Origin of the sequence: Micromonospora sp. NPDC005206, from assembly GCF_040608175.1 — a bacterium.
Classification (GTDB): Bacteria; Actinomycetota; Actinomycetes; order Mycobacteriales; family Micromonosporaceae; genus Micromonospora.
Genome location: NZ_JBEXHU010000024.1, coordinates 30,706 through 53,480, shown reverse-complemented (window position 1 = coordinate 53,480; position 22,775 = coordinate 30,706). Strand labels below are relative to the sequence as shown.

Annotated in this window: 18 protein-coding genes and 1 pseudogene; 15 read left to right on the top strand and 4 right to left on the bottom strand. The window is 70.5% G+C overall.

Annotation, left to right across the window (positions count from 1 at the left end; translation table 11 throughout):
* The 11 genes from ABZU69_RS30470 to ABZU69_RS30420 all read left to right on the top strand — a co-directional run bounded on the left by ABZU69_RS30470 (window position 1) and on the right by ABZU69_RS30420 (window position 11,022).
* On the top strand, window positions 1-867 hold the full coding sequence (locus ABZU69_RS30470; protein WP_354967754.1) for a fumarylacetoacetate hydrolase family protein: 867 nt from the start codon (window positions 1-3) through the stop codon (window positions 865-867).
* A gap of 195 nt (window positions 868-1,062) precedes the next feature.
* Window positions 1,063-2,037: an ABC transporter substrate-binding protein gene (locus tag ABZU69_RS30465; RefSeq protein WP_354967753.1), complete on the top strand. Its 975-nt coding sequence runs from the start codon at window positions 1,063-1,065 to the stop codon at window positions 2,035-2,037.
* 28 nt (window positions 2,038-2,065) lie between these two features.
* Entirely contained in the window at window positions 2,066-3,586 is a 1,521-nt protein-coding gene (locus ABZU69_RS30460) for an aldehyde dehydrogenase family protein (RefSeq protein WP_354967752.1), read from the top strand.
* 121 nt (window positions 3,587-3,707) lie between these two features.
* Window positions 3,708-4,508: an ABC transporter permease subunit gene (locus ABZU69_RS30455; RefSeq protein WP_354967751.1), complete on the top strand. Its 801-nt coding sequence runs from the start codon at window positions 3,708-3,710 to the stop codon at window positions 4,506-4,508.
* The gene (locus ABZU69_RS30450) at window positions 4,505-5,347 is read left to right on the top strand and encodes an ABC transporter permease (protein ID WP_354967750.1); all 843 of its coding nucleotides are present in this window, start codon (window positions 4,505-4,507) and stop codon (window positions 5,345-5,347) included. The genes ABZU69_RS30455 and ABZU69_RS30450 overlap by 4 nt, the downstream gene beginning before the upstream one ends.
* Window positions 5,348-5,352: 5 nt before the next feature.
* Window positions 5,353-6,180 (top strand): ABC transporter ATP-binding protein, encoded by an 828-nt coding sequence (locus ABZU69_RS30445; protein ID WP_354967749.1) that lies wholly within the window; start codon window positions 5,353-5,355, stop codon window positions 6,178-6,180.
* 68 nt (window positions 6,181-6,248) lie between these two features.
* Window positions 6,249-7,868 (top strand): thiamine pyrophosphate-binding protein, encoded by a 1,620-nt coding sequence (locus ABZU69_RS30440; protein WP_354967748.1) that lies wholly within the window; start codon window positions 6,249-6,251, stop codon window positions 7,866-7,868.
* A 2-nt stretch (window positions 7,869-7,870) separates the two neighbouring features.
* On the top strand, window positions 7,871-9,139 hold the full coding sequence (locus ABZU69_RS30435) for a flavin-dependent oxidoreductase (protein WP_354967747.1): 1,269 nt from the start codon (window positions 7,871-7,873) through the stop codon (window positions 9,137-9,139).
* A gap of 301 nt (window positions 9,140-9,440) precedes the next feature.
* Entirely contained in the window at window positions 9,441-9,614 is a 174-nt protein-coding gene (locus ABZU69_RS30430) for a hypothetical protein (RefSeq protein ID WP_354967746.1), read from the top strand.
* Window positions 9,611-10,438, top strand: coding sequence for a fumarylacetoacetate hydrolase family protein (locus ABZU69_RS30425; RefSeq protein WP_354967745.1), 828 nt, complete (start codon window positions 9,611-9,613; stop codon window positions 10,436-10,438). The genes ABZU69_RS30430 and ABZU69_RS30425 overlap by 4 nt, the downstream gene beginning before the upstream one ends.
* Window positions 10,435-11,022, top strand: coding sequence for a maleylpyruvate isomerase family mycothiol-dependent enzyme (locus ABZU69_RS30420; protein ID WP_354967744.1), 588 nt, complete (start codon window positions 10,435-10,437; stop codon window positions 11,020-11,022). Before ABZU69_RS30425 ends, ABZU69_RS30420 begins: the two co-directional genes overlap by 4 nt.
* A 204-nt stretch (window positions 11,023-11,226) precedes the next feature.
* Here ABZU69_RS30420 and ABZU69_RS30415 read toward each other — a convergent pair.
* From ABZU69_RS30415 to ABZU69_RS30400, 4 genes and pseudogenes are all read right to left on the bottom strand, one after another.
* Window positions 11,227-11,379 (bottom strand): annotated as a pseudogene (locus ABZU69_RS30415) (IS256 family transposase); the annotation flags it as partial.
* Between the two features lie 372 nt (window positions 11,380-11,751).
* Window positions 11,752-12,441 (bottom strand): IS6 family transposase, encoded by a 690-nt coding sequence (locus ABZU69_RS30410; protein WP_354967808.1) that lies wholly within the window; start codon window positions 12,439-12,441, stop codon window positions 11,752-11,754.
* Window positions 12,442-12,519: 78 nt separating this feature from the next.
* Window positions 12,520-12,921, bottom strand: a complete 402-nt coding sequence (locus ABZU69_RS30405) for a DUF4345 domain-containing protein (protein WP_354967743.1) — start codon at window positions 12,919-12,921, stop codon at window positions 12,520-12,522.
* Window positions 12,922-13,016: 95 nt separating this feature from the next.
* Window positions 13,017-13,298: a hypothetical protein gene (locus tag ABZU69_RS30400; RefSeq protein WP_354967742.1), complete on the bottom strand. Its 282-nt coding sequence runs from the start codon at window positions 13,296-13,298 to the stop codon at window positions 13,017-13,019.
* A gap of 842 nt (window positions 13,299-14,140) precedes the next feature.
* Between ABZU69_RS30400 and ABZU69_RS30395 the strand changes: the two genes are divergently transcribed.
* The 4 genes from ABZU69_RS30395 to ABZU69_RS30380 are packed head-to-tail and all read left to right on the top strand — an operon-like array spanning window position 14,141 to window position 22,518.
* Window positions 14,141-15,709, top strand: a complete 1,569-nt coding sequence (locus tag ABZU69_RS30395; RefSeq protein WP_354967741.1) for a TIGR02677 family protein — start codon at window positions 14,141-14,143, stop codon at window positions 15,707-15,709.
* Window positions 15,706-17,100, top strand: a complete 1,395-nt coding sequence (locus ABZU69_RS30390) for a TIGR02678 family protein (protein ID WP_354967740.1) — start codon at window positions 15,706-15,708, stop codon at window positions 17,098-17,100. The genes ABZU69_RS30395 and ABZU69_RS30390 overlap by 4 nt, the downstream gene beginning before the upstream one ends.
* Before the next feature lie 16 nt (window positions 17,101-17,116).
* Window positions 17,117-21,271, top strand: coding sequence for a TIGR02680 family protein (locus ABZU69_RS30385; RefSeq protein WP_354967739.1), 4,155 nt, complete (start codon window positions 17,117-17,119; stop codon window positions 21,269-21,271).
* Window positions 21,268-22,518 (top strand): TIGR02679 family protein, encoded by a 1,251-nt coding sequence (locus ABZU69_RS30380; protein ID WP_354967738.1) that lies wholly within the window; start codon window positions 21,268-21,270, stop codon window positions 22,516-22,518. Before ABZU69_RS30385 ends, ABZU69_RS30380 begins: the two co-directional genes overlap by 4 nt.
* The last annotated feature ends 257 nt before the right edge of the window (window positions 22,519-22,775 follow it).

Below are 22,775 nucleotides of genomic sequence, written 5' to 3'. Positions count from 1 at the left end.
ATGAAACTGGCGATCTTTGATGAGCTGCGTCTCGGTGTCGCCGTGGACGGGGGCATCGTCGACGTCACCGACGCGCTGCCGTGGGCGCACGATCCGGACCCCTTGACGGCGGGCTGGTGGCGCCGGTTGTGCCGGGATTTCGGCCAGGTGCGGGCGGAGCTTGAGGCGGCCGTCCGGCACGGGGTGGTGGTGCCACTCGACGCGGTGCGGCTGCACGCCCCGGTGGTCAACCCCTCGAAGGTGCTGGCTTCGGCGTCCAACTATCGGGAGCACGTCGCGGAGATGCACGGCGTGCAGGAACGGACGCTGGGACGCGTCGAGTCCTGGATGATGAACTTCGACGTCTTCCTGAAGTCGCCGTCGTCCATCGTCGGTCCGGCCGACGACATCGTGCTGCCGCGCGACGTGATCGCGGCGGGACACGAGGTGCATCACGAGTCGGAACTCGTCGTCGTGATAGGTACCGGGGGGAAGGACATCCCCGAGTCGGTGGCGCTTGAGCACGTGCTCGGCTACACGATCGGTCTCGACATCACCGTGCGTAGTGACGGCGACCGGTCCCGTCGCAAGAGCTACGACTCCTTCAGCCCGCTCGGTCCGTGGGTCACGACCAGTGACGAGGCAGGAGACCCGGGTGACTTCGACATCCGGCTCACCTGCTCGGGCGAGCCGAGGCAGCAGGTGAACACCTCGACCCTGATCACACCGGTACCGGCGATCGTCTCCTACGCCTCTTCGATGATGACGCTGCTCCCCGGCGACGTCATCTTCACCGGCGCCCCGCCCGGCGTCGGGCCGATCGTGCCCTGCGATGTGCTGGACACCTCGATCAGCCGCCTCGGAGAAATGCGGATCCGGGTGCGCTAGCGCGAACGGCGGCGCTTGGATTCACCACGCTCGCTCCAAGTTATTCCGTAACAAGGAATCCACTGAGGAAAGAGTTCCACAGGGTAGAAGTTTCCCCCCGCCGCGCTTACTGTACGTCGAACTGGACGACCGCCGCGCGGACGGCGGATACGGAGGTCAGCGCCCCCGCGCTGCCTGGTCCAATGGAGGTCAGCCTTGCGTAGACATATCAAGATCACTCTAGCCACCCTGATGGTCGCCCTCCTCGCCGCGGGCTGCGGCGACAACGCGGGCGGCGACTCCTCGGGCGGCGGGAACTCGGGAGTCACCGACGTCAATGTCGGGATCGTCCCCTTCTCGCCCAATGCGGTCCTCTTCCAAGCGATCGAGGGTGGCATCTTCAAGAAACACGGACTGAACGTCAAGACGACCTCGGCGGCGGCGCCGACCCCGATCGTCGCGGCGATGGTCAGTGGCCAGCAGCAGTTCGGCTTCGTCACCACGCCGGTGCTCATCAACGCCAACGCCGCGGGTACCGCGGTGAAGTGCGTCGCGCCCATCGACGGCCAGGTCAGCAAGGAGCGCGACTCCAGCGCTCTCGTCACCGCCGCGAACAGCGGCATCAACTCCCTGGCGGACCTCTCCGGCAAGAAGATCGCCGTGGTCCAACTGTCCAGCATCAACCTGATCGGGGCGAAGAAGCTGGCCGAGGAAGCGGGCGCGACGAATATCGAATGGGTGGTGATCCCGTTCCCGCAGATGCCCCAGGCACTGGCCGATGGCCGAGTCGACGCGGCGGTGGTCACGACGCCGTACCTGGAGACGGCCCTGAAGGCGGGGGCCAAGGCCCTCGCGCACCCGAGTTCCGACCTCTGGCCCGAGGGCACCGTCTACTGCTATGGCGCCACCGCCAAGTACCTGGACGAGCACCCCGACGTGGCCAAGGCGTTCCAGGACGCGATGACCGAGGCCATCACCTACACGAAGGACCACGAGGACGAGGTCAAGCAGACCCTCGTGAAATACCTCAAGTTGACTCCCGAGGCGGCGAAGGAGCAGATCCTGCCGACCAACTACGTCCCGGAGATCAATGTGGCGTCCATCGGTGACATCCAGAACGTGATGGAAGCCCAGGGCGCCATCAAGACGAAGGTCAACCCGGCCGACCTCGTCTGGCAGCCCGCGGGCTGATCAGCGACCGGGAGCGGAAGGAAGAACCATGAGCCAGCCTGTCAGTTCGGACCGCGCCGCCGGCGTGGGGCTGCTCGGTGATCACCGCGCGAGCGTCGTCGTCGCCGGTGAGGTGTTGCCGTCCGAATACCAGCCGGTGCACAATCCCGCCCGCACCGACGAGGTCGTCGGTACGGTGGCCATCGGCACCGCCGACCACGTCGACCGGGCGGTCGCCGCGGCCTCGGCCGCGTTCGGGGCCTGGTCGACGGCGTCGCCGTACGAGCGGGCCGACCGGCTGCGGGCGGCGGCGGCGGAGATCGCGGAACACGCGCTGGACCTCTCCGAACTGCTCACGCGGGAGCAGGGCAAGGTGCGGTGGGAGTCGAAGATCGACGTCGGGGGTGCCGCCCACATCCTCGGGTACTACGCCGGCTTGGCCGACCAGTTGGCTGACGACGACGTCTTCCGCAGGGACGCCCGGGGCACGATCTACACTGGCCGGCGCCCGATGGGTGTCACCGGGGTGATCGTGCCCTGGAACAGCCCGGTCTACCTCGCCTTCCTGGGCATCGCGCCGGCGCTGCTCGCCGGCAACACCGTGATCGTCAAGCCGTCGGAGTACGCGCCGCTGGCGCTCGGCCGGGTGCTGGACCTGCTCGCCCGGCACCTTCCGGCCGGGGTCGTCAACACGGTTCCCGGCGGCGCGGAGGCCGGCTCGGCGATCGCCCGGCACCCGCTCATCCGCAAGGTCTTCTTCACCGGCAGCACCGCGACCGGACAGCAGGTGATGCGCGACGCGGCGGGGAACCTGAAGAACATCAGCCTCGAACTCGGCGGCAACGACCCCGCCATCGTGCTCGAGACCGCACGGATCGACGACACGCTCGTCGACGAGCTGGTGCGCAGTGTCTTCACGGCGACCGGTCAGATCTGCTTCGACGTCAAGCGGATCTACGTGCATGAGTCGCACTACGTCGACTTCGTGGCCCGGTACGTCGCCGCGGCAGACCGCATCGTGGTCGGCGACGGACTCGATCCCGGTACGACAATGGGGCCGGTGAACAACCGTCCGCAGTACGAGCGGCTCCAGGGACTGATCGAGCGGACCCGGGCCAGCGGCGCGACCGTCCGTACCGTCGGGACCCGACTCGATCCGGCCGGTTGGGACCGTGGCCTGTTCCTCATGCCCTCGGTGGTCACCGACGTCGAGCCCGGTGCCGAGATCGTGGGCTGCGAGCAGTTCGGGCCGGTCGTCCCGGTGCTGCCCTTCACCACCGACGAGCAGGCCGTCAGACTCGCCAACGACACCGAGTTCGGTCTCAGCGCCTCGGTATGGAGCGCGGACCGGGCCCACGCGCTCGGCGTCGCCCGGCAGTTGCAGTGCGGAAGCGTCTTCCTCAACGTCCACCGGATGGGCGCTTCCGATGTCTCGATGCCGTTCGGCGGCTTCAAGTCGAGCGGCATCGGTCGCGGCCATGGGATGGCCGCGCTTGAGGCGTGTACCGAGACCCAGATCATTGCTGACTACGTCGACGTGTCGGCGTTCCCCGGACCCGATCGACGCTGAGCTCGGAAATTCCGCTTGACAAGGCACACCCGTCCGCGAACGGCCCCGACGCACCGTCGCGTCGCGTGCCGGACCCGCGGGCCCCTCCCATCACCACCACCTCGCGCGAAGGGGGTCTCGGATGAATGTACTGAACGCCAGCTGGTTCAAGCTGCTGGCAAAGGTCGCTGTGTTCGCCGCCGCGCTCGCGGCATGGCAGTTCTGCAGCGCCACCGGCCTGCTCGCTCAGGACTCGTTCCCGTCGATGACCAGCACGGTCACCGAACTCGTCCGGCAACTCGGCTCGGCCGAACTGTGGACTGCGGTCGGGCAGACCCTGCAGGGATGGGGGCTCGGCCTGTTGATCGGCGGCGGCCTCGCCATCCTCACCGGTACGCTGCTCGGGCTGAACAGGTTCGCCTATCGCAGCGTTATCCCGGTCGTCGAGTTCCTCAAGACCGTTCCCGTGATCGCGATCCTTCCGCTCGTGGTCTCCGTGTACGGCGCGACGACGGACATGAAGGTCTTCCTGGTCGCGTTCGGCGTCTACTGGCCGCTGACGATTCAGGCGATCTACGGCATCCGGGCCGTTGACCCGGTGGTCCGCGACACAGCCCACATCCTGCAGTTGCGCGGCTTCCGCCGGATCGCCGTGGTGACCCTGCCCAGCGCCGCGCCCTTCCTGGCGACTGGTGTACGGGTCGCCGCGGCGGTGGGACTCATCCTCGCGGTCATCGCCGAGCTCATCGGCGGGGCCCCCGGGCTGGGGCTCAGCCTGCTGACCGCGGAGAACGCCGGTCCCACCCAGCTACCCGCGCTGTACGCGTTCATCCTCATGACCGGTCTTACCGGCGTGGCCGTGACGGGCGTCTTCACCGCGGTCGAGCGGCGGTTGCTGCACTGGCACGAAAGCCAGCGGAACCCTGCGGCGAGGGCGGCATGACCATGACAGCTGTCAGCGAGAAGACCGAACCTGCCGTGCGAACCACCAGGCCGGCCCGGCCGCTGCCCGGCCGGGTCTGGGACGTGGTCTCGCGTACCTGGTTCTTCGTCGCCGTCGTCATCCTGTGGTGGGTGCTGTCGGCGAACAGCACCTCCACGTTCTTCCCGCCCCTGCGGGACATCGTCCAGCGGTTCTACGAGTTGTGGATCGTGGGGGACACGGCGAGCACGCTGAAGGCGAGCCTCGTCAACTTCGTGATCGGGTATGGCGGCGCCAGCGTGCTCGGTGTCGCGTTCGGTGCCCTGCTCTGGCGGTTCACTCGGATAGCCCACGCGGTGTCCCCACTGCTGTACTTCATCTACGTCATCCCCTCGGTCGCGATGCTGCCCGCGGTCATCGCGGTGATGGGGATCGGTTCCGGAATGAAGATCACGATTATCATCCTCGCCGCGATCTGGCCCACCCTGCTAAACACGCTCGACGGTATGCAGGGCATCGACGCGATCAAGCTCGACACGGCGAAGGTCCTGCACATGTCCTCGCTGCGTACGGTCCGCTCGGTGGTGTTGCCGGGCGCCCTGCCCCAGATCATGGCCGGCCTGCGGCACAGCCTGCAGATCGCGGTGATCATGATGGTGGTCAGCGAACTGGTCGCGTCGACCTCCGGGATCGGTTTCTTCATTCTCGACGCCCAGCAGCGATTCGCCTTCACCGACATGTGGACGGGGATCATCGTGCTGGCCCTGATCGGAAGTGCCCTGACGTTCCTGTTCATCGCCGTCGAGCGGGTGGTCCTTGCCTGGTACATCGGCGCGCGAGCCGTCGAAGAGAAGGGTTGAGCGCCATGGCGCGTCCCATAACCACAGAGGTCGCCGCGACGACCGCCGCAACCGGGTCGGCCGAGGGTCAGCCGGTGCTGTCGATCAACAGCCTGCGCAAGGTGTACAACGCCGGCCGACCGGACGAGCGGGAGGCGATCGCGGACGTCTCGTTCGACGTCGGCAAGGGCGACTTCGTCTGCGTGGTCGGACCGAGCGGCGCGGGCAAGACCACCCTGCTGCGCTGCATGAGCGGCCTGCTGCCGGCCACCTCTGGCGAGGTGCGCTTCGAGGGCATGCCGCTGCGCCGGGTGCCCGACCGGCTGAGCGTCGTGTTCCAGGACTACAGCCGGTCCCTCTTCCCGTGGCTCACGGTCCCGGCCAACGTCGCCGTACCGCTCAAGGTGGCCGGGTACGACAAGCAGAGGCGCAAGGCGCGCGTCGACGAGGTGCTGGCCGCGGTCGGCCTCGGTGACGTCGGTAAGCGCTATCCGTGGCAGCTCTCGGGGGGCATGCAACAGCGCGTCGCGATCGCCCGCGCGCTGGCGCACGAGCCCGACCTGGTGCTGATGGACGAGCCGTTCGCGTCGGTCGACGCACAGACGCGCTTCGACCTGGAGGACCTGATCCTGCGGGTGCGCAACGAGTACAACGTCACCGTTGTGCTGGTCACCCACGACATCGACGAGGCGATCTACCTCGCGGACCGGGTCGTGGTGCTGAGCAGCCCGCCGAGCCGGGTCCGCGAGATCGCCGACATCCCGCTGGAGCGTCCGCGCAACCAGCTGACCACCCGATCGAGCGAGACGTTCGGCCGGTTGCGCCGGCACCTGCTGGAGCTGGTGACCAGCTAACGCCGCCGGCGGTGCCGGCCGAGAGAGCCGGCCGGAACAGATCGAGAGACAAAGGAAGGAGTACGCGGATGCGACCCGTTGCCGACGTGCTGCTCGACGTGGTCCGAGACTGGGGCGTCGGCCACTTGTTCACCTGCCCCGGCAGCACCGAGGCGGCCGTCCTCGACGCGCTCGTGGTCCGCGACGACGTCGAGTTGGTCCTGACCACCCATGAGGCGGTCGCGGTGTCGATGGCCGACGGGCTGTCCCGGGCCACCCGCGCACCGAGCGTGGCCTATCTGCACGCCAACGTCGGGCTGACCAACGGGCTGAGCCACCTGTACGCGGCGCAGCTCGCGTACTCGCCGGTCGTGGTGCTCAACGGGCTGAAGCCGAGTTCGATCCAGGCCCGTGGCGGCTTCACCACCGGCCGACGGATGCGTGACCTGGTCCACCAGTACGTCAAGTCGGACTGGCAGTCCCTGACGGCCGACGGCATTCCCGAGGACGTCAACCGTGCCTTCCGGACCGCGGTAACGGAGCCCGCGGGACCGGTGTGGGTGGGGCTGAGCCAGGATCTGATCGAGCAGAGCACCGAGGCGGCTGTCTCGGAGGTCGGGACGTACCGGTTCGACTCGCGCACCGTGCCGTCGCCGGCCGCGGTCGCCGCGGCGGCCAGGCTGATCGCGTCGGCCCAGCGGCCGGTGCTGATCGCCGGTAGCGAGCTGGCCCGGGCCGGCGCCGTCGACGAGCTGGTCAAACTCGTCGAGGCACTCGGCATCCCGGTCCTGCACGAGGACCGGCGGGGGTTCGAGCGGCCCGGATTCCCGACCGACCATCCGCACTTCAACGGGCAGTACGAGCCCAACCACCCACTGGTGCGGCAGGCCGACCTGCTGGTCTTCCTGGGCGCCCGGTTGTTCAACGAGTTCGAGCCGGCGCGCGTACCGCCGATCCCGCCGGGCGCCCGGGTGATCCACAGTCACACCGATCCGCAGCACGTGGCCGCGATCCACGGGGTCGACGTCGGCCTCGTGGGCGACCAGCGGCTGCTGATCGAGGCGCTGCTGGCCACGGTGCCGGTGCCGATCGGGCCGCGCGAGATGCCGGCGTACCCGGGTCAGGGCGAGCGGACTCCGACGCGGACTTCCGGCGGCGCGCTCCGGCCGGCGGACGTGGTGGACGTGATCACCGAGTCGATGCGGGGAGCCGCCCTGGTCGGTGACGCGACGACCGCGGGCGGCGTGTTGCAGCAGCGGGCCGGGCAGCGTACCGGCGACGACTACTTCGTCTCCACCTCCGGGTCCCTCGGCTGGGGCATGGGCGCGGCGCTCGGGATCAAGCTGGGGATGCCGCAGCGCCAGGTGGCCGCCGTCCTGGGCGACGGCGTCTTCCAGTTCGGGATGCCCGCGCTCTGGACCGCGGCCAGACGCGCGATCCCGGTCACCTACGTCGTGCTGAACAACCAGCGGTACGCCGCGGTCGGAGCCGCGCTGCGCCGGCTCGGCGGGCACGCGGTGCAACGCCAGGATTATCCGGGAACCGACATCGCCGGGCCCGCCATTGCGGACGTCAGCACGGCTTTCGGCGTACCGGGGCAGCGGGTCGACTCGCTGGGCGATCTGCGGGAGTGCCTTGCCAGAGCGCGCGGGCTCGACCATCCGACGTTGGTCGAGGTCATGACCGACCCCGCGGATTTCGGGCCGTAGCCGTGGACCCGATCTCCCGGGGGCGCGGTGGCCTGGTACTCATCATCGGCGCGGGCATCGGTGGCCTGGTGCTCGCCCTGGAACTGCACGATGCCGGCATCCCGTGCCGGATCTACGAGGCGGTGCCGGAGATCCGTCCGCTCGGGGTGGGCGTCAACGTCCTGCCGCACGCGTCCCGAGTGCTGTGCCGGCTCGGCCTGGAGGACGCCCTCACCCGGGTGTCGGTGACCACCCGGGAATCCGTGTTCTACAACCGGTTCGGTCAACTCATCCACCGCGAGCCGAGCGGGCGGTACGCCGGGTACGACCATCCGCAGTTCTCCATCCATCGGGGCGATCTGCAGCGGGTGCTGCTCGACGCGGTGTACGACCGGCTGGGCGCGGACGCGGTCGTGCTCGACCACCGCTGTACCGGCGTCACCCAGGACGACCACGGCGTACGGGCGCGGTTCCGCTGTTCCAGTACCGGCGAGGCGCTGCCGACCGTCGCCGGGAAGGTGGTGGTGGCCTGCGACGGCATCCACTCGACAATCCGAGCCCAACTACACCCGGACGAGGGTCCGCCCCGGTACTCAGGGATCAACATGTGGCGGGGAGTCACGGTTGGCCCGCCGGTCCTGACCGGGGCGAGCATGATCCGAGCCGGCTGGCTCGATCGCGGGAAGATGGTCATCTATCCGATCCGGGACGACGTAGACGGGCGGGGGAGTCAGCTCATCAACTGGGTCGCGGAGCTGGAGATGCCGCGGCACGTGGAGCGCGACTGGGGCCGGCACGGTCGGCTCGAGGACTTCGTCGGCGCCTTCGAGGACTGGCACTTCGACTGGCTCGACGTCCCGGCGATGCTGCGCGGCACCGAGTTGGTCTTGGAGTATCCGATGGTCGATCATGATCCGCTGGACAGGTGGACCTTCGGCCGGGTGACGCTGCTCGGCGACGCGGCGCACCCGATGGTGCCGCGCGGGTCCAACGGGGCCGGGCAGGCGATCCTCGACGCGCGGGCACTGCGCCGGGCACTGACGACCATCGACCACCCGCGATCGGCGCTGCGGGCGTACCAGGAGCAGCGGCTGCTGATCACCGCCCAGGTGGTCCGGACCAATCGCAGCACGCCGCCCGACGCGATCATCCGCGAGGTCTGGCAACGCACCGGGGACCAGCCGTTCGACCGCATCGAGGATGTGATCAGTGCGACCGAGCTGGAGTCGATCTCGCGGCGCTACCAAAAGGTCGCCGGCTACTCACCAGAGGCGCTGCGCGGCAGCGACTGAGCCGCGTGCTCCGGCGATGGAGCAGCGGCCGGATCCGGCGACGGAGCACCAGCCAGAAAGGACAGACGGATGACCCTGACCACGCGTTCCGAGGGCGCTGGCGACGTCGGGGCCCCGGACGGCCCGCGCCAACCGGACCGTACGCCCGAGCTCGACGCCCTCTACCGAGGGTTCGAGGCCGAACTGCTGGTGCCGTTGTGGACCCAGATCGACGACCTGATGCCCATGCAGCCACAGCCGAAGGCGCTGCCGAAGGCGCTGGCACCACCTGCTTCCGCTCGCCGAGCGGGCGGGTGCACTCGTGCCGGTCGGCCGGGGCGGCGAGCGCCGGGCGATCGCGCTGGCGAATCCGGGCCTGGGCGGGCTGCCGTACGCCACCCCGACGCTGTGGGCCGCGGTCCAGTACCTCGGCCCCCGGGAGAACGCGCCGGTTCACCGGCAAACCCAGAACGCCTTGAGAGGAAGTGTCAAGTGAAGCTCGCGACGCTGCGCATCAACGGGGGCACCCGCGCGGTCCGGCTCGCCAGCGACGGGTACGTCGACCTGGGCGTCGCCGACGTCGGCGAATTGTTGTCCCGCAACGACTGGGCGGCTCTGGCGTCGGCGTCCGGCGGACCGACGTACCCGGCCGAGGGTGCCGACCTCGCGCCGGTCGTACCGCGACCCGGCAAGATCGTGTGTGTCGGGCTGAACTACCGCAACCACATCCTGGAGATGGGACGGGAGTTGCCGCAGTTCCCGACCCTGTTCGCCAAGTATTCCGAGGCGCTCATCGGCGCCGCCGACGACATCGCGCTGCCGGCCGAGTCCGACGCCGCCGACTGGGAGGCCGAACTGGCGGTTGTCATCGGCTCCACGGTGCGCCGTGCCATCGCGGAGCAGGCCGCCGCGGCGATCGCCGGGTTCAGCGTCCTGAACGACGTCACCATGCGCGATTGGCAGTACCGGACACCGCAGTGGCTTCAGGGCAAGACCTTCGAGGCGACCACACCCTTCGGTCCCGTGCTCGTCACCCCCGACGAGTTGCCCGGCGGGGTCCGGCCGGCGCTGACCATGACCGCGTCGGTCGACGGAGAGCTGATGCAGAAGGTCGACACCGCCGAGCTGGTGTTCACGCCGGCCGAGCTGGTGGCGTACGCCTCGGCGATCTTGACCCTGCGGCCCGGCGACGTGATCGCGACCGGTACGCCCGGCGGTGTCGGATACGCCCGCACGCCGCGGCGCTACCTCGGCCACGATTCGCGGCTGGTGACCGAGATCAGCGGGATCGGGCGACTCGACAACCGGGCGGCGCGATGAGCATCCGGGACTGGATGGACCAGGGGACCAGGTTGTTCCTGTCCGCGGTGGATGGATTGAGTGACGACCAGTTCAACGGGCTGACCGCGCTGCCCGGCTGGACCCGTGCGCATGTGGTCGCCCACGTGCACTTCAACGCCGAGGCGCTGCGCCGGCTGACTCGCTGGGCCCGCACGGGGGAGGAAGTCCGGATGTACGCCGACCCGGTCCAGCGCGCCGACGAGATCGAAGGCGGAGCCCTACTCCCGCCGGCACAGTTGCGGGAACTCGTGCACACCTCCGCGCTGGCCCTCGCCGCTGACCTTGACTCGCTGTCACATTCGAGCTGGAGCAACGAGGTGGTCACCGCGCAGGGGCGGACGGTACCCGCGACAGAGATCCCCTGGATGCGAACCCGGGAGGTAACGGTGCACGCGGTGGACCTCCGGGCCGGCGTCGGGTTCGCCGACCTGCCGGACGACCTCAACGCCATGCTGGCGATCGACGTCGTCAAGAAGCGGTCGTCCAGCGGTGAGGCCGCTGTGCTCGCCGAATGGCTCACCGGGCGCACAGCCGCCAGCCCCACCCTGGGCCCCTGGCTGTGAGCCCACGGGCACGGCAAAGTCGATGATTGGGCTTTTATGCTGGTAGCGGCTCCAGGTGTTTGAGGACGCGGCGGTTCTTGCGGGCGTTGTGGCGTAGTGGGCGGCGATGTTGGTTCGGTGCCGACCCGTGGCACCTCAGTCAGGGTTTGCGGGCGACGCCTCCGTAGACGGAAGCGTCGGCGGCGGACGGGCGCGGCTGCGGCTCGTTTTGGTCAACTGCTTCAGCAGCCCATCCGGGCCCGTCAGCGACAGACCGTGTTCCTTGGCCGCCCGGACCAGCTCCGCCGCGGCCTTCGCCTCCGCCGACAGCTCAGGCCGCTTCTTCCGTCCAGTCACGTCATTCAGTGTCGCGGTCATCACGGCACCCTCCTCACCAGGCACAACGCCCCGGCAGGTCAGGCCGGAAACACCGTTAGATCCACACTCCCGCGGCTCGAGCTTGGCAGCTGCATCGGTCGACTGGTGTGAGGGCGACGGCAGGTTGGCTTGGACCTTCGCCACCATGACGGTGCCGGGCCACCCGCCCCGGTTCCACCGGCGAGAGGGTAACGACGCGGACAGCGTCGCCCGGCCGGGTGGCGCGAATCGATATCTTCTGACTGACACAACGGCGAGGGTTGCCGTGTGATGGTCGATCATTCCTAGAGGCGAAGGTCGTGGCGGGATTGTCACGGGGGTCCTGTTGCTTGCCGGATCGATGAACGCGTTGTACCCGGGTGGGGGCCGAGGTCAGATCGCCTGGGCGAGGTCAGCAAACGCCGTCGACACTCGCGTTGCCGGCGGGGCATCGACGGCGAGTTCGTAGTGGCCGCGTCGTAGGTTCTGCATGAAGGCGTGTCCAGCGATGATCACCTGCGTTGTCCTGTCGGTTCGTAGTCCGCGCATCGGTCTCAACCGGTGTTTGAGGTGGCTGTGGTCGGCCTCGATTGGATTGTTCGCGTACCGTTCGACGTGGTGCCACGCCTGCGGGATCAGCTCGTCGAGCACTCTGGGGTAGACCGGCGCGGCGTCGGTGACGACCTCGCTGGGTGTCACCTTCAACGTCGACGGCGCCCGGCGGAAGAACCGGCGTGCCGCGTTGGCGTCCCGTCGGGTGGAGACGAGCACGTCGATGACCTGCCCGTACTGGTCGACCGCTCGGTACACGTACCGCCACACGCCGTTGATCTTGACGTAGGTTTCGTCGACGAACCACCGGTCACCTGGGGAGTGCCGGCAGAATCGGGCGGCGTCGGCCAGCAGTGGAGTGAACCGTTGCACCCACCGGTAGACCGTGACGTGGTCGACCTCGACTCCGCGTTCAACCAGCAACTCTTCAACATCGCGGTAGGAGAGGTTGAACCGTAGATACCAGCGGACCGCGACGACGATAACCTCGGACGGGAAACGGAAACCGGCGAACGCCGACTTCGGTGGCAGCCACGGTCGCGGACGGGTCGACAGCTTCACCAGTCGAGCTTGCCTTGGCCTTGCCAACGCTCAACGCAACAGAGCCAGCTAGGCTGACGCGCCCCGGCGGGCAGCGTTGGACACCCTCGCCTGCCATAACAGCACAGTCGGAACGACCACGAGCTCAACGCCCAGGGCGCCGAGGAAGATGGGGTGCGGCCAGCCGGAGACGGCGGCGGCAAGCAACCGGGCCAGACCGCCGAGAAACGCCGCGCCGAGTGCGACGCGCAGCACGGCGGTAGCGTGTTGCACCGTCGGGATCGCCCACCACACCACCACCCCCGCAACGAGCCAGAATGCGTTGGTGAACCGGTATTCGCTGTCCACGGTGGCGTCGACTGGACCGCTACCCGGTAACGCGGTCGGCCCTGCCAACATCCCGTACAGACCCGAAGCCACCGCGACCGAGGCCAGGATCGCCAGTACGACTTGCAAGCTTCGCTTGCTCACCAAATTCTCCCTCGTCCGCCGCGCTCGCCACCGATGATCTTCCGATAAGTACGAGCCAACGATGTGGTGCGGAGCCTACCGATCGGGCGTATCCATCACTCGCTCGCTGTCCGCTCCGCCGGCATCGACGAACCACCGGTGGCCGGCCGCTCCGGGTCATCATGGTGAGTTGGCTGCGGCTGGTGCAGCGTTGGGGGCGTTGACGGTGGCGCGTTCAGAGGGGGAGTCTTGAACCGCAGTGTGAGGGCCACGAGACCTACGATGAGCGACACGCCGCCGCCGAGGAGGAAGGTCGATCGAGCGCCGAACTGTTCGGCGACCCAGCCCGGGTCTGACAGGCTGATGCAATCATCTGGGCGTGAGTTGTAGTTTGCCATGAATGGCGATCATGGATTTGTGGTCGACGTCGGCCCACCGATACGAACCCCCATGCCTACGGTAGGCGGGTCGCGATGGGTAGGCGCACGCCGTTCTCTTGGTGACGGTAGGTCCCATGGTGGGGGAGCGGGGTGCGGCGGGACCCTGGCGACGTCCTGTCGGCGTGCCCCCCCGTTTACCCCTCGAAAACCGCCGCCTGCGGCTGACAAACAGTGACAAGAAGCGATCATTGTTTGGACGTGTCTGTGCAGCTCGGCGCCTATTTCCCGACAGCTAATGACAAGGTCGGAGTGGCTACGGTTGGTAACAAGGGGTCGTCGGTTCGAATCCGGCCGTCCCGACAGCGAGAGGGTCTCCGCAGGTCAGAGCCTGTGGAAACCCTCGTTTTCATGATTGAGTTGGTCAAGGCGTCTGTGTGCCGGGTGCTCGTGGAGCCCTTGACTCGGCGGATCCCTCGACCCTGCGGGTCCTAAAGCCCGCACTGCGGACGGCCGGCCTGGCATCTTTCGTTCGGCCCTCGGCCGTTGCGCTGGTCAACTGCTGGTCGTGCACGTTCTGGGACCGGATGCCGTACTCCGAGGCGCCGAGGTTCAGGTCCGTCTTGCAGCAGCCTCCGGCTTTGCAGCCGACGATGCCTTCGGATGACGCGTCACGGACCGCAAACGTGCAGGAATGCACGAGGACCCCCCGCTGGCCAGCGGCGCGCCGGTGTGCGCGGACCATGGAAGCGGGCAACGAGTTCACTGTGCGAGTTGGGCAGGCCGCCGAGCGGTCGAGTCGCGAGAACGCCTCCCGCCACCGATGGATAGGGTTGCTGGTCGACGCACCGGGAAGGGGACGGATGGCTGCAGCAGCATCAGGGCCCACGTTCGGGCTGGACGAGTTTGGTCTTGACGACCGGATGCGGCTGTTCGGCTACGTCACGGCCGATAATCGGTTCGCCTACCTGTGGCTGCTGCGCGCCTTCGACGCGGCGCGATCCAGCTACCAGGTCGTTCTTCACACCGCCGAGGTGGCCGCCGCGCTCGACGCGCTCCACCGGTCGAACCCCGACTGCCCCGACCCGGCACAGCTGGAGCTGCCGCGGCTGCTCGACGCCCTGGTGGAATGGGGCGTGCTCGACCGCAGCCAGGATGGGACGCGCGCGACAACGCTGGCCGAGTACCGCAACCGGCACTCGGTCTACCAGTTTACGGAGGCCGGCTACCGGGCCCACCGGGCGGTGGAGGCCGTGCTCTCGGCGACCATGGACGACGCGACGCTGTCCCGGTTGGTCTTCGCCGACCTGTTGGCTGACCTGAAGGCGCTCGCGGTGGCCAACGACGCCGGCGACGCCGAGGAGGTCTACCGCAAGTTCAACCGGCTCGACCGGGCGTTGGCCGACATCGCCGAGCGGGCCGCCCGCTTCTACCACATGCTCGGTGACCTGGGCCGCACCAACGACGTACGGCCGGAGGCGTTTCTCGCCCACAAGGACGCTCTGCTGGCCCACCTGCGCGACTTCCACGACGAGCTGCAGCGCTACACCCCCCGGCTTCGCGAGGCGGTGCACGAGGTGGAGGCGACTGGCTTGGAGCGGCTGGTCGAGGCGGCGGCCGAGGCAGACGAGCGGCTGTTCCACACCCCGGTTGAGCGGCTGGAGGACTGGCGGCGCCGGTGGCGTGGGTTGCGATCGTGGCTGGCACCATCCTCGCCGGAGCAGAGTAGCGAGGCCGACCGGCTGGGCGACGCCACCATCGCGGCGATCGGCGACGTGCTGGCGCTGCTGCGTCGGGTGACCGAGGCCCGCCGCGGCGGGGTGAGCCGGGAGTCGCAGCTGCGCCACGTGGCAGCGTGGTTCACCCAGGTTGCCACGCAGGAGGCGGCGCACGCGCTCTTCGATGTGGTCTTCGGGCTCGGCGCACCCCGACACGTCGGCGTGGCACATCCGGATCCGGAGGCGATCGCCAGCCGGCTGTCGTGGTGGGAGGCGCCGGCGGTCGAGCTGTCCCGCACGCTGGTGGCGACCGGCCGTGCGCCGGGGCAGGGCAGGGGTCGGCCGGCCCGCCTGGACCGTGGCGACGACCGCCGGCACCGGCTGCGCGGCGACCAACTGGCCCGGGAGCGGCGGTTGACCGACGCCGCCGCCGTGCTGGCCGCCGACGGGGTGACGACCGGACACCGGCTGGACGAGCCGCAGGCGCAGGTCCTGCTGCGGCTACTCGACATCGCGCTCGCCGCCCGGGTTGGTGGCGCCGCCGCGGTGCCGTTGGCTGCGGCCGCCCACGGCGTCCGGCTCACCCTCACCCCGACGCCGGGACGGTTCAGCACGGTGTCCACCGCCGCCGGGCAGCTGCACCTCGATGGGTACGAGCTGAGGGTCACCGCCGCGCAGCACACCGCCGTCCGCCGCGAGTTGGTGCCGGCATGAGCGCGGCCAGCGAGCGGACGCGGTCGACAATCGGTCACCGGTTCGCCGGCGACATCTCCGAGCTGGAATTGGCGGACTACCAGCGCGCCGTCCGGCTGGTCCTGCGCCACCCGTTGATCACGGCGACCTGGCCGGACGAGCGGGCGCTGCCCCGGGTACGCCGCTTCGCCGCCGCCCTGCGTCGGGATCTCGCCGAGGCCTTCGGCTATCGGCTGGAACTGCACGGCGCGACGGCCCGGCTGGTCCGGGTGTCCGACGGGCTCGACGCGACCCAGCCGGCGATGTCCCGGACCGGGCGTCCGTTCGACCGGCAGCGCTACGCGTACCTGTCGTTGTGCCTGGCCGTGCTGGGCCGCGCCGGCATCCAGATCACCCTCAGTGAGCTGGCCGACTCGGTCGGCGGCGACGCGAACCGGATCACCGGCCTGGGGTTGGACCCGGACCACGGGCCGGACCGGCGGGCGTTCGTCGACGCGGTGGGCTGGCTGGAGGAGCGCGGTGTGATCCGGCTTGCCGACGGTTCCAGCGTCGCCTGGGCCAGCGACCCCGGCTCCGGCGAGGCACTGTACGACGTCGCGCGGGACGTGGTGTTCGCGCTGTTCCGGCCGACCCGCGTGCTGCAACACGTCGAGTCGGTGGCGGCGCTGCTCGACCGGACGATGGCCAGCAGCGGCAACGCCGAACGCCGGGCCGCCGCGCAGGCCGCCCGGCGGGCGGTGGTGGAGTCGCCGGTGGTCTATCACGCCGACGTCGAGCCGACGGTCGCCAATCACCTGCGCGGGGCGGCGCTCGCCACCGACCTGGCCCGGCTGACCGGGCTTCGGGTGGAGCGACGCGCCGAGGGGGTGCTGTTGGTGGACACCGCCGGGTTCACCGGGGAGCGGTTCCCGGGCACCGGTTCGGTGGCGCAGGCGGCGGTGCTGCTGTTGGTGGAGATGGCCGACCGGATCGCCGACCCGGACGGCCGCCGGGTCAAGCGGCTCGCCCCGCCCGACCCGCTGAGCCGGCAGCAGGCGATGGTTGACCGGGTCGACGCCGGTCTGCCCACCGCCACCCTGGTGGTGCTGGACGACGCCGCCGCGGACCATCCGTACCCGGTGGACGGCGGCGGCAACCCGGACGAGACCGATGGCGGCGGCCGGCTGCCGTTCATCACCGACAGTTTTCTCCGCGAGGCGGTCGGTGAGATTCTGCGCCGGTACGGTTCCGCGTTCGGGGCGCAGTGGCACGCCGACCCGGAACGGCTGCGCACCGAGGCGGTGGCGCTGCTGGAGCGCTTCGGCGCGACCACCACCGTGCCGGGCGGGGTGCTGGTCCTGCCGTTGGCGGGCCGGTACCGCCACACCGTCGCCGCGGTCAGGCAACGCGCCTCCGCCGAAACCCTCTTCTGACCTCGGGAGGTAGATCGTGATCGAGCAGCGCACCGTCCGCCGGTTCGCCCCCACCCGGGCTGGGATCATCAACCTGTGGGACTACCGCGACGAGGAGTTCCTCTTCGTCGACGGGTGGTTGGTGCTGCGTGGGCCGAACGGCTCCGGCAAGACCAAGGCCTTGGAGGTCCTCTTTCCCTTCGTCCTCGATGGGCGGATCGAGCCGCGCCGGCTCAACCCGTTCGCCAGCGAGGACCGGACCATGAAGTCGAACCTGCTGTACCGGGGGCAGGAGGTCACCCACGCGTACGTGTGGATGGAGTTCTGCGACGGCGAGTCATACGTGACGGTCGGCATCGGCCTGCGGGCGCACCGGCACGTCGACCGGGTGACCCGCTGGCACTTCGTTGTCGACGGCCGGGTCGGGGTGGACTTCTCCCTGCTGGATGCCGACGACCGGCCGCTGAACCGCCGCGACCTGATCACCCACCTGGGCGCCGACGCGGTACGGGACTCGGCGGAGGATTACCGGCACCTCGTCGACGCCCGGCTGTTCGGACTCGGTCCGGCCCGTTACGAACAGTTGCTCGACCTGGTGCTCACCCTCCGTAAGCCACAGCTGGCCAAGGACCTCAACCCGGTCGAGTTGTCCCGCACGCTGCAGCGCGGCCTGCGTCCGGTCGAGGACCACCTTCTCGTGGAGGCGGCCCGCTCATTCGACGACATGGAGGCGGTCGCCCGTACCCTGGAGGGGTTGGTGGCGGCCGACGGTGCCACCGCGGCCTTCCTGACGGTCTACTCGACCTACCTGCGCACCCACGCCCGGGCGGCGGCCGACATCCTGACGGCCCGCCGTGAGGCGGTCGCCGCGCATTCGACCGGGCTGGTCGACGCCCGCCGCGTCGCGGGGGAAGCCGTTGAGGCCGAGTCGGCGGCCACCGCGCGGCTGCGCGCGGTCGAGGGCGAGCCGGGTCGCCTCCGGGCCCACCTGGACAGCTTGAAGAGTTCGGCGGCATACCAGTCCCACGAGCAGCTCGCCGACCTTGAACGGCACGTGCACGACCTGGCCGAGGCCGCGGACCGGGCCGGCCTGGCCGTCACCGTCGAGCAGGACGCGGTGTCGCGGCGGCGCGGCGAGTGGGAGCGCGCCGCGGTGGCGACGCGCGACGCGCGGGCCGCCGCCGACCGGCTCGCCGCTGACCTGATACTGGACGCCGAGACCGCCGGGATCACCTGGAGTGCCGCCGACACCGACGCCAGTGATCTGGCGGCACGGCTCACCGCCCGCACCGGTGCCCGCCGCGACGACGTACGCGCCGTCCGAGAGCAGTCGGCCCGGCACGGCCAGGCCGAGCGGGACCACGACCGGGCGGCGGCCGATGCGGCGGGCTCGGCGGAGGCTGTCGTCGACGCCGAGCAGGCCGAACAGCGCGCAGAGGCTGCGGTCACCGACGCCCGCGCGCAGGTGCACGCCCAGGTCGGGAAGTGGGCGGACGACAACTCGCGGCTGCTCTCCGACCTCGGGCCGCCCGACGGTACCGCCGCTGGGCGTGGCCTGGCGGCCCGGCTGGGCGAGGCCGTCGATGCCGCCGGTGAGCCCGGCACGCACACGCTGCGGGAGGTGTACGCCGCAGCCACCGCCGCCGGCGTGACGCAGCGCCGGGATCGGCTCGCGTTGTTGGCAGCCCGCCGCACGGCGCTGGATGACCGGCGAGGTGAGGTCGTCGCCGAACGTGACCGGATCGCGGACGAGCACGACGACGCGCCACCCACCCCGGCGACCCGTCCGGCGTCGCGCGCCGGCAGGTCCGGGGCACCGCTGTGGCGACTGGTCCGCTTCACCGACGCGGTCACCGGAGCGGACGCCGCAGCCATCGAGGCGGCCCTGCACGCCGCCGGCCTGCTGGACGCCTGGCTGCACCCGGAGCCGGACAACCTGACGGCCGGGCTGGCCGGTGCCGACCTGGACGGCTACCTGCTGCCACTGCCAACGGGTCGTCGCCCGACCGGCCCCACCCTCGCCGACGTGCTGACCGCCGAGGACCAAAACGATGTACCCGTCGCCCGGATCACCGACGTGCTCGCCTCGGTAGCGTTGGCCGACGCGGTCACGCCGGAGGCCACCGCGCCGGTCGTGGTGGGCGTGGACGGCCGGTACGCCCAGGGCGTCGGCGTCGGCCGGTTCGCCAAGATGGAGTGCGAGTACATCGGCGCGACTGCCCGGGCGGCCCGCCGCGCCGCCCGGGTCGCCGAGTGCGACCGGATCCTGGCGGTCGTCGACGCCGATCTCGGCGCGCTGGACCGCGACCTCGCCGCCGACGAGCAGCTGCTGGCCGCCGTGGACGCCGCCGGAGCGCAGCTCCCGCCGATCGCGCCGATCCAGACGGCGCTGCGCGAACTCGATCGGGCGGCCGCGACGCTGCGCGCCCGCCAGGAGGCCGCCAACGCCGCCTCTGCCCGCCTCGACCAGGCCTTGGCCGAGCGGGCCGCCGCAGCCGCCGCGCTGCGCCGGGCCACGGCGGAGCGGTCCCTGCCGGTGGAGCAGCTCGACCAGACCGCCGACGCGGTGGATCGCTTCGAGAAGCGGGGCGTCCGGCTGGAGAGCGCCCGGCCGGCCGCGGCGCGCGCCGCCGAACAGGAAGACCAGGCCCAGCTGCGGCACGACGAGGCGGTGGACCGGCTCACGGTCGCGCAGGACGCCGCGCGTGCCGCCACCGCCCGGCACGAAGAGAAGGCGGAGGCGTACGGGACGCTGCGGTCCAGCGTCGGCGCCGAGGCGGAACGGGTGCTGGCCGGCGTGGCCCGGACCGCCGACGAGGTCATCGCCGTCGAGCGGGCCGTCGAGAGTGCCCGGGGCGACGTCGGCGCCGCCCGGGAACGGCGGGCCGCCGCGGCGACCCGGGTCGAGCTGGGCGAGCAGGCCCTCGCCGCCGCGGTCGCCGAGGCGCACCACGACGCGCTGCGGCTGCGCCCGTACGCTCAGCCGGACCTGCTCGGTCTGCTGCGCTGCCCGACCGGGCTGCGCTGGCCGGTCCGGACCGAGTCCGCCGGTGAGGAGGGCTCGCAGCTGGACCCGCAGGTGGCCGCGCTGCACGAGGCGATCCTGGCCGCCACCCGGGAACTGAGCCCGACCGAGACGTCGCTCAAGCAGAGCGCGACCCGGCTGACCACCGCCCTGACCGAGTTGCAGGCGCAGCTGCCCGCAGCCGGGCTCGATCACCGGCCCGAGTGGGACACCGACGACGGTGTCATCGTGGTCCGGGTCGCCGACGAGCAGGGGCTGACCCCGGTGGCCCACTTCGCGGACCGGATCGCCCGCGAGCGCCGCGATCAGGAGCAGCTGCTCACCGACGCCGAACAGCGGGTGCTGGAGGACGCGCTGCTGGGCCAGCTGGCCCGGCAGATCCACCACCGCACCATCGAGGCCCGCGATCTGGTGGAGGCGATGGACGGCCAGATGCGGGCGCGGCGGATGTCCTCCGGACTCACCGTCGGTGTCGGCTGGCGGCTGGCCGACGACCTCGACGCCGAGCAGCGCGAGGTCTGCAAGCTGCTGGAGCGCGACCCGGCCCGGCTCGGGCCGGGTCAGCTCACCACGATGCGCCGGCACTTCGCCGCCCGGATCAAGGCGGCCCGGGCGACGGCGCCTGAGCGGCCGTACCGGGAGCTGTTGGGGGAGGTGCTCGACTACCGGCAGTGGCGGACCTTCGCCTTCACCCTGCACCGTCCCGGCGGCGGCGCGGAAGCCCTGACCCGGGCGCGGCACAGCCAGCTCTCCGGCGGCGAGCAGTCGATCTCGCTGCACCTGCCGCTCTTCGCCGCCGCCAACGCCCTGTTCGGCTCGGCGCGGCCGGACGCGCCCCGTCTGCTCGGCCTGGACGAGGCATTCGCCGGGGTGGACGACACTGGCCGCGGCGAGCTGATGGCCCTGGCGAAACAGTTCGACCTGGACCTGTTCATGACCGGGTACGACCTCTGGGCCACCCACCCGGCGGTCAGCGGCGCGGCGCACTACGACCTGTCGCACTCCACCCTGGAACACGCCGTGTCCACCGTGCTGCTGGTCTGGGACGGCTCGGTCAACGTGGCCGACTTCGACGGGACGCTGACGCGGGCGCTCGGCTCGCCGGAAACCCGCCGGGCGTCGGGCCGTGACACCGCGCTCGTCGAGTTCGGCCTCGGCGACGAATGAGTGGCGGTGAGCAGCAGCGCCCGCCCGGCCGGGTCGGGTGGGCGCAGCTTCCCGACGCACCCGGTTGGCGGCGGCTGCTGTCCGTCGCCCGGCGCAGCCTGGAACGCACGGGCGGCCGGCTCGACACCGCCGTCTCCCTGAGCGCGCCCACGGACGACGAACGGCTCCTGGTCATCGGGCTGACCGGCAGCCACCGCTCCGCCGGCGCCGGCCGGTTCACCGTACGGCTGTCGGACGTGGATGCGCATCTGCGCGGCGTGTACGGAGTCGGCCTGCCGGAGGTGCTCGCCGCGGCGGCTCCGCTGCGGAACCGGCCGGCGGACGCGAAGCGCGAGGCGCTGGCGCGGGACGCCATCCTCACCGTGGCCCACGAAGGCCGGCACGCCGGCACCGACTGGTACGCAGGCTGGCTCGAAGGACTTCGTCGGGACGGTACCCTCACCCGGGCCGTCCGAGCCGGGCTGCCGTTCGAGGACGTGGTCCGCGTGCTGGACGCCTTGCCTGCCGCGGACGAGCCGATGCCGGTCTTCGCCGACCGGGTGCTCAACGACACGAAGGCCCTCGCGGACGGGGCGCTACGAGGGCTGGTTCTGCGCGCGGTCGCAGCCTGGCAGCGGGCGCCCATGCCGGCCAGCGGCGAACAGGAAAGGGCGCTGTGGGAGTCCGTCGGCCTGGTCCCCGACGACCTGGCCAGCCAGGTGCTGGTGCTCAATGTGCCCGCCACCGGTGGCCTGCTCGGGCGGTGGTTGACCGATGCCGCCGGTTCCGGCGTGCCGATGCGGGTCACCCTGCACCAACTCCGCCTGGCACCCCTCGCCCTGGCCTGTGCAGAGGTCTTCGTCTGCGAGAACCCGGCTGTACTGCGCGCGGCGGCCACCGCCCTGGGGCCGCGAGCGCCGGCGCTGGTCTGCACCGAAGGCGTGCCCTCGGCCGCAGTGCACACGCTGCTGCGCGCCGCGACGGGCGTAGTGATCCGCTGGCGCAACGACTTCGATTGGACCGGCGTACGCCTGACGGCAGCGGCCCTCGACCGGTATCCCAATGCGGTTCCGTGGCGGATGACGGCAGCCGACTACGTGCCAGGAGCCGGCACCGGTCCCGACCTGATCGGAGCGCCGGCCGTAACGTCCTGGGATCCGCCACTGCAGGAGGAGATGCGAAAGGCGGGTCGAGCGGTCATGGAGGAACGTTTGCTCGATGCACTCCTCGCCGACCTATGCAAGGCCGGCGGTGACGCCAGCAGGTGAGGATCCCCAATGGCCTGCAGACCCGACGGTGGCGATGATGTCCATGCACCGACGTGGTGAGCTCCTCGCGGCGGCGCCGGGTCGTGACGACGGCTAGTGAACGGGACCAGGAGTAATGGGCGGTCCAGTCGGCGTCGAGTGTGTAAGCGGGCAGCCCGACCCCTTTACTCGGCCGGGTATGCTGATTGGCGACCTGGGAGAACGTGCTTGAGTACGCCGCGGTGGCCTTCAACTACTGGGGGTCAAGGGGTCGTCGG

What these genes read in the sequence shown, in the direction of transcription:
- ABZU69_RS30460 (WP_354967752.1), top strand. Translation starts at nt 2,066, where the DNA reads ATGAGCCAGCCTGTCAGTTCGGACCGCGCCGCCGGCGTGGGGCTGCTC.
- ABZU69_RS30450 (WP_354967750.1), top strand. Translation starts at nt 4,505, where the DNA reads ATGACCATGACAGCTGTCAGCGAGAAGACCGAACCTGCCGTGCGAACC.
- ABZU69_RS30400 (WP_354967742.1), bottom strand. Translation starts at nt 13,298, where the DNA reads ATGGCAAACTACAACTCACGCCCAGATGATTGCATCAGCCTGTCAGAC.
- ABZU69_RS30455 (WP_354967751.1), top strand. Translation starts at nt 3,708, where the DNA reads ATGAATGTACTGAACGCCAGCTGGTTCAAGCTGCTGGCAAAGGTCGCT.
- ABZU69_RS30420 (WP_354967744.1), top strand. Translation starts at nt 10,435, where the DNA reads ATGAGCATCCGGGACTGGATGGACCAGGGGACCAGGTTGTTCCTGTCC.
- ABZU69_RS30390 (WP_354967740.1), top strand. Translation starts at nt 15,706, where the DNA reads ATGAGCGCGGCCAGCGAGCGGACGCGGTCGACAATCGGTCACCGGTTC.
- ABZU69_RS30395 (WP_354967741.1), top strand. Translation starts at nt 14,141, where the DNA reads ATGGCTGCAGCAGCATCAGGGCCCACGTTCGGGCTGGACGAGTTTGGT.
- ABZU69_RS30380 (WP_354967738.1), top strand. Translation starts at nt 21,268, where the DNA reads ATGAGTGGCGGTGAGCAGCAGCGCCCGCCCGGCCGGGTCGGGTGGGCG.
- ABZU69_RS30470 (WP_354967754.1), top strand. Translation starts at nt 1, where the DNA reads ATGAAACTGGCGATCTTTGATGAGCTGCGTCTCGGTGTCGCCGTGGAC.
- ABZU69_RS30440 (WP_354967748.1), top strand. Translation starts at nt 6,249, where the DNA reads ATGCGACCCGTTGCCGACGTGCTGCTCGACGTGGTCCGAGACTGGGGC.
- ABZU69_RS30445 (WP_354967749.1), top strand. Translation starts at nt 5,353, where the DNA reads ATGGCGCGTCCCATAACCACAGAGGTCGCCGCGACGACCGCCGCAACC.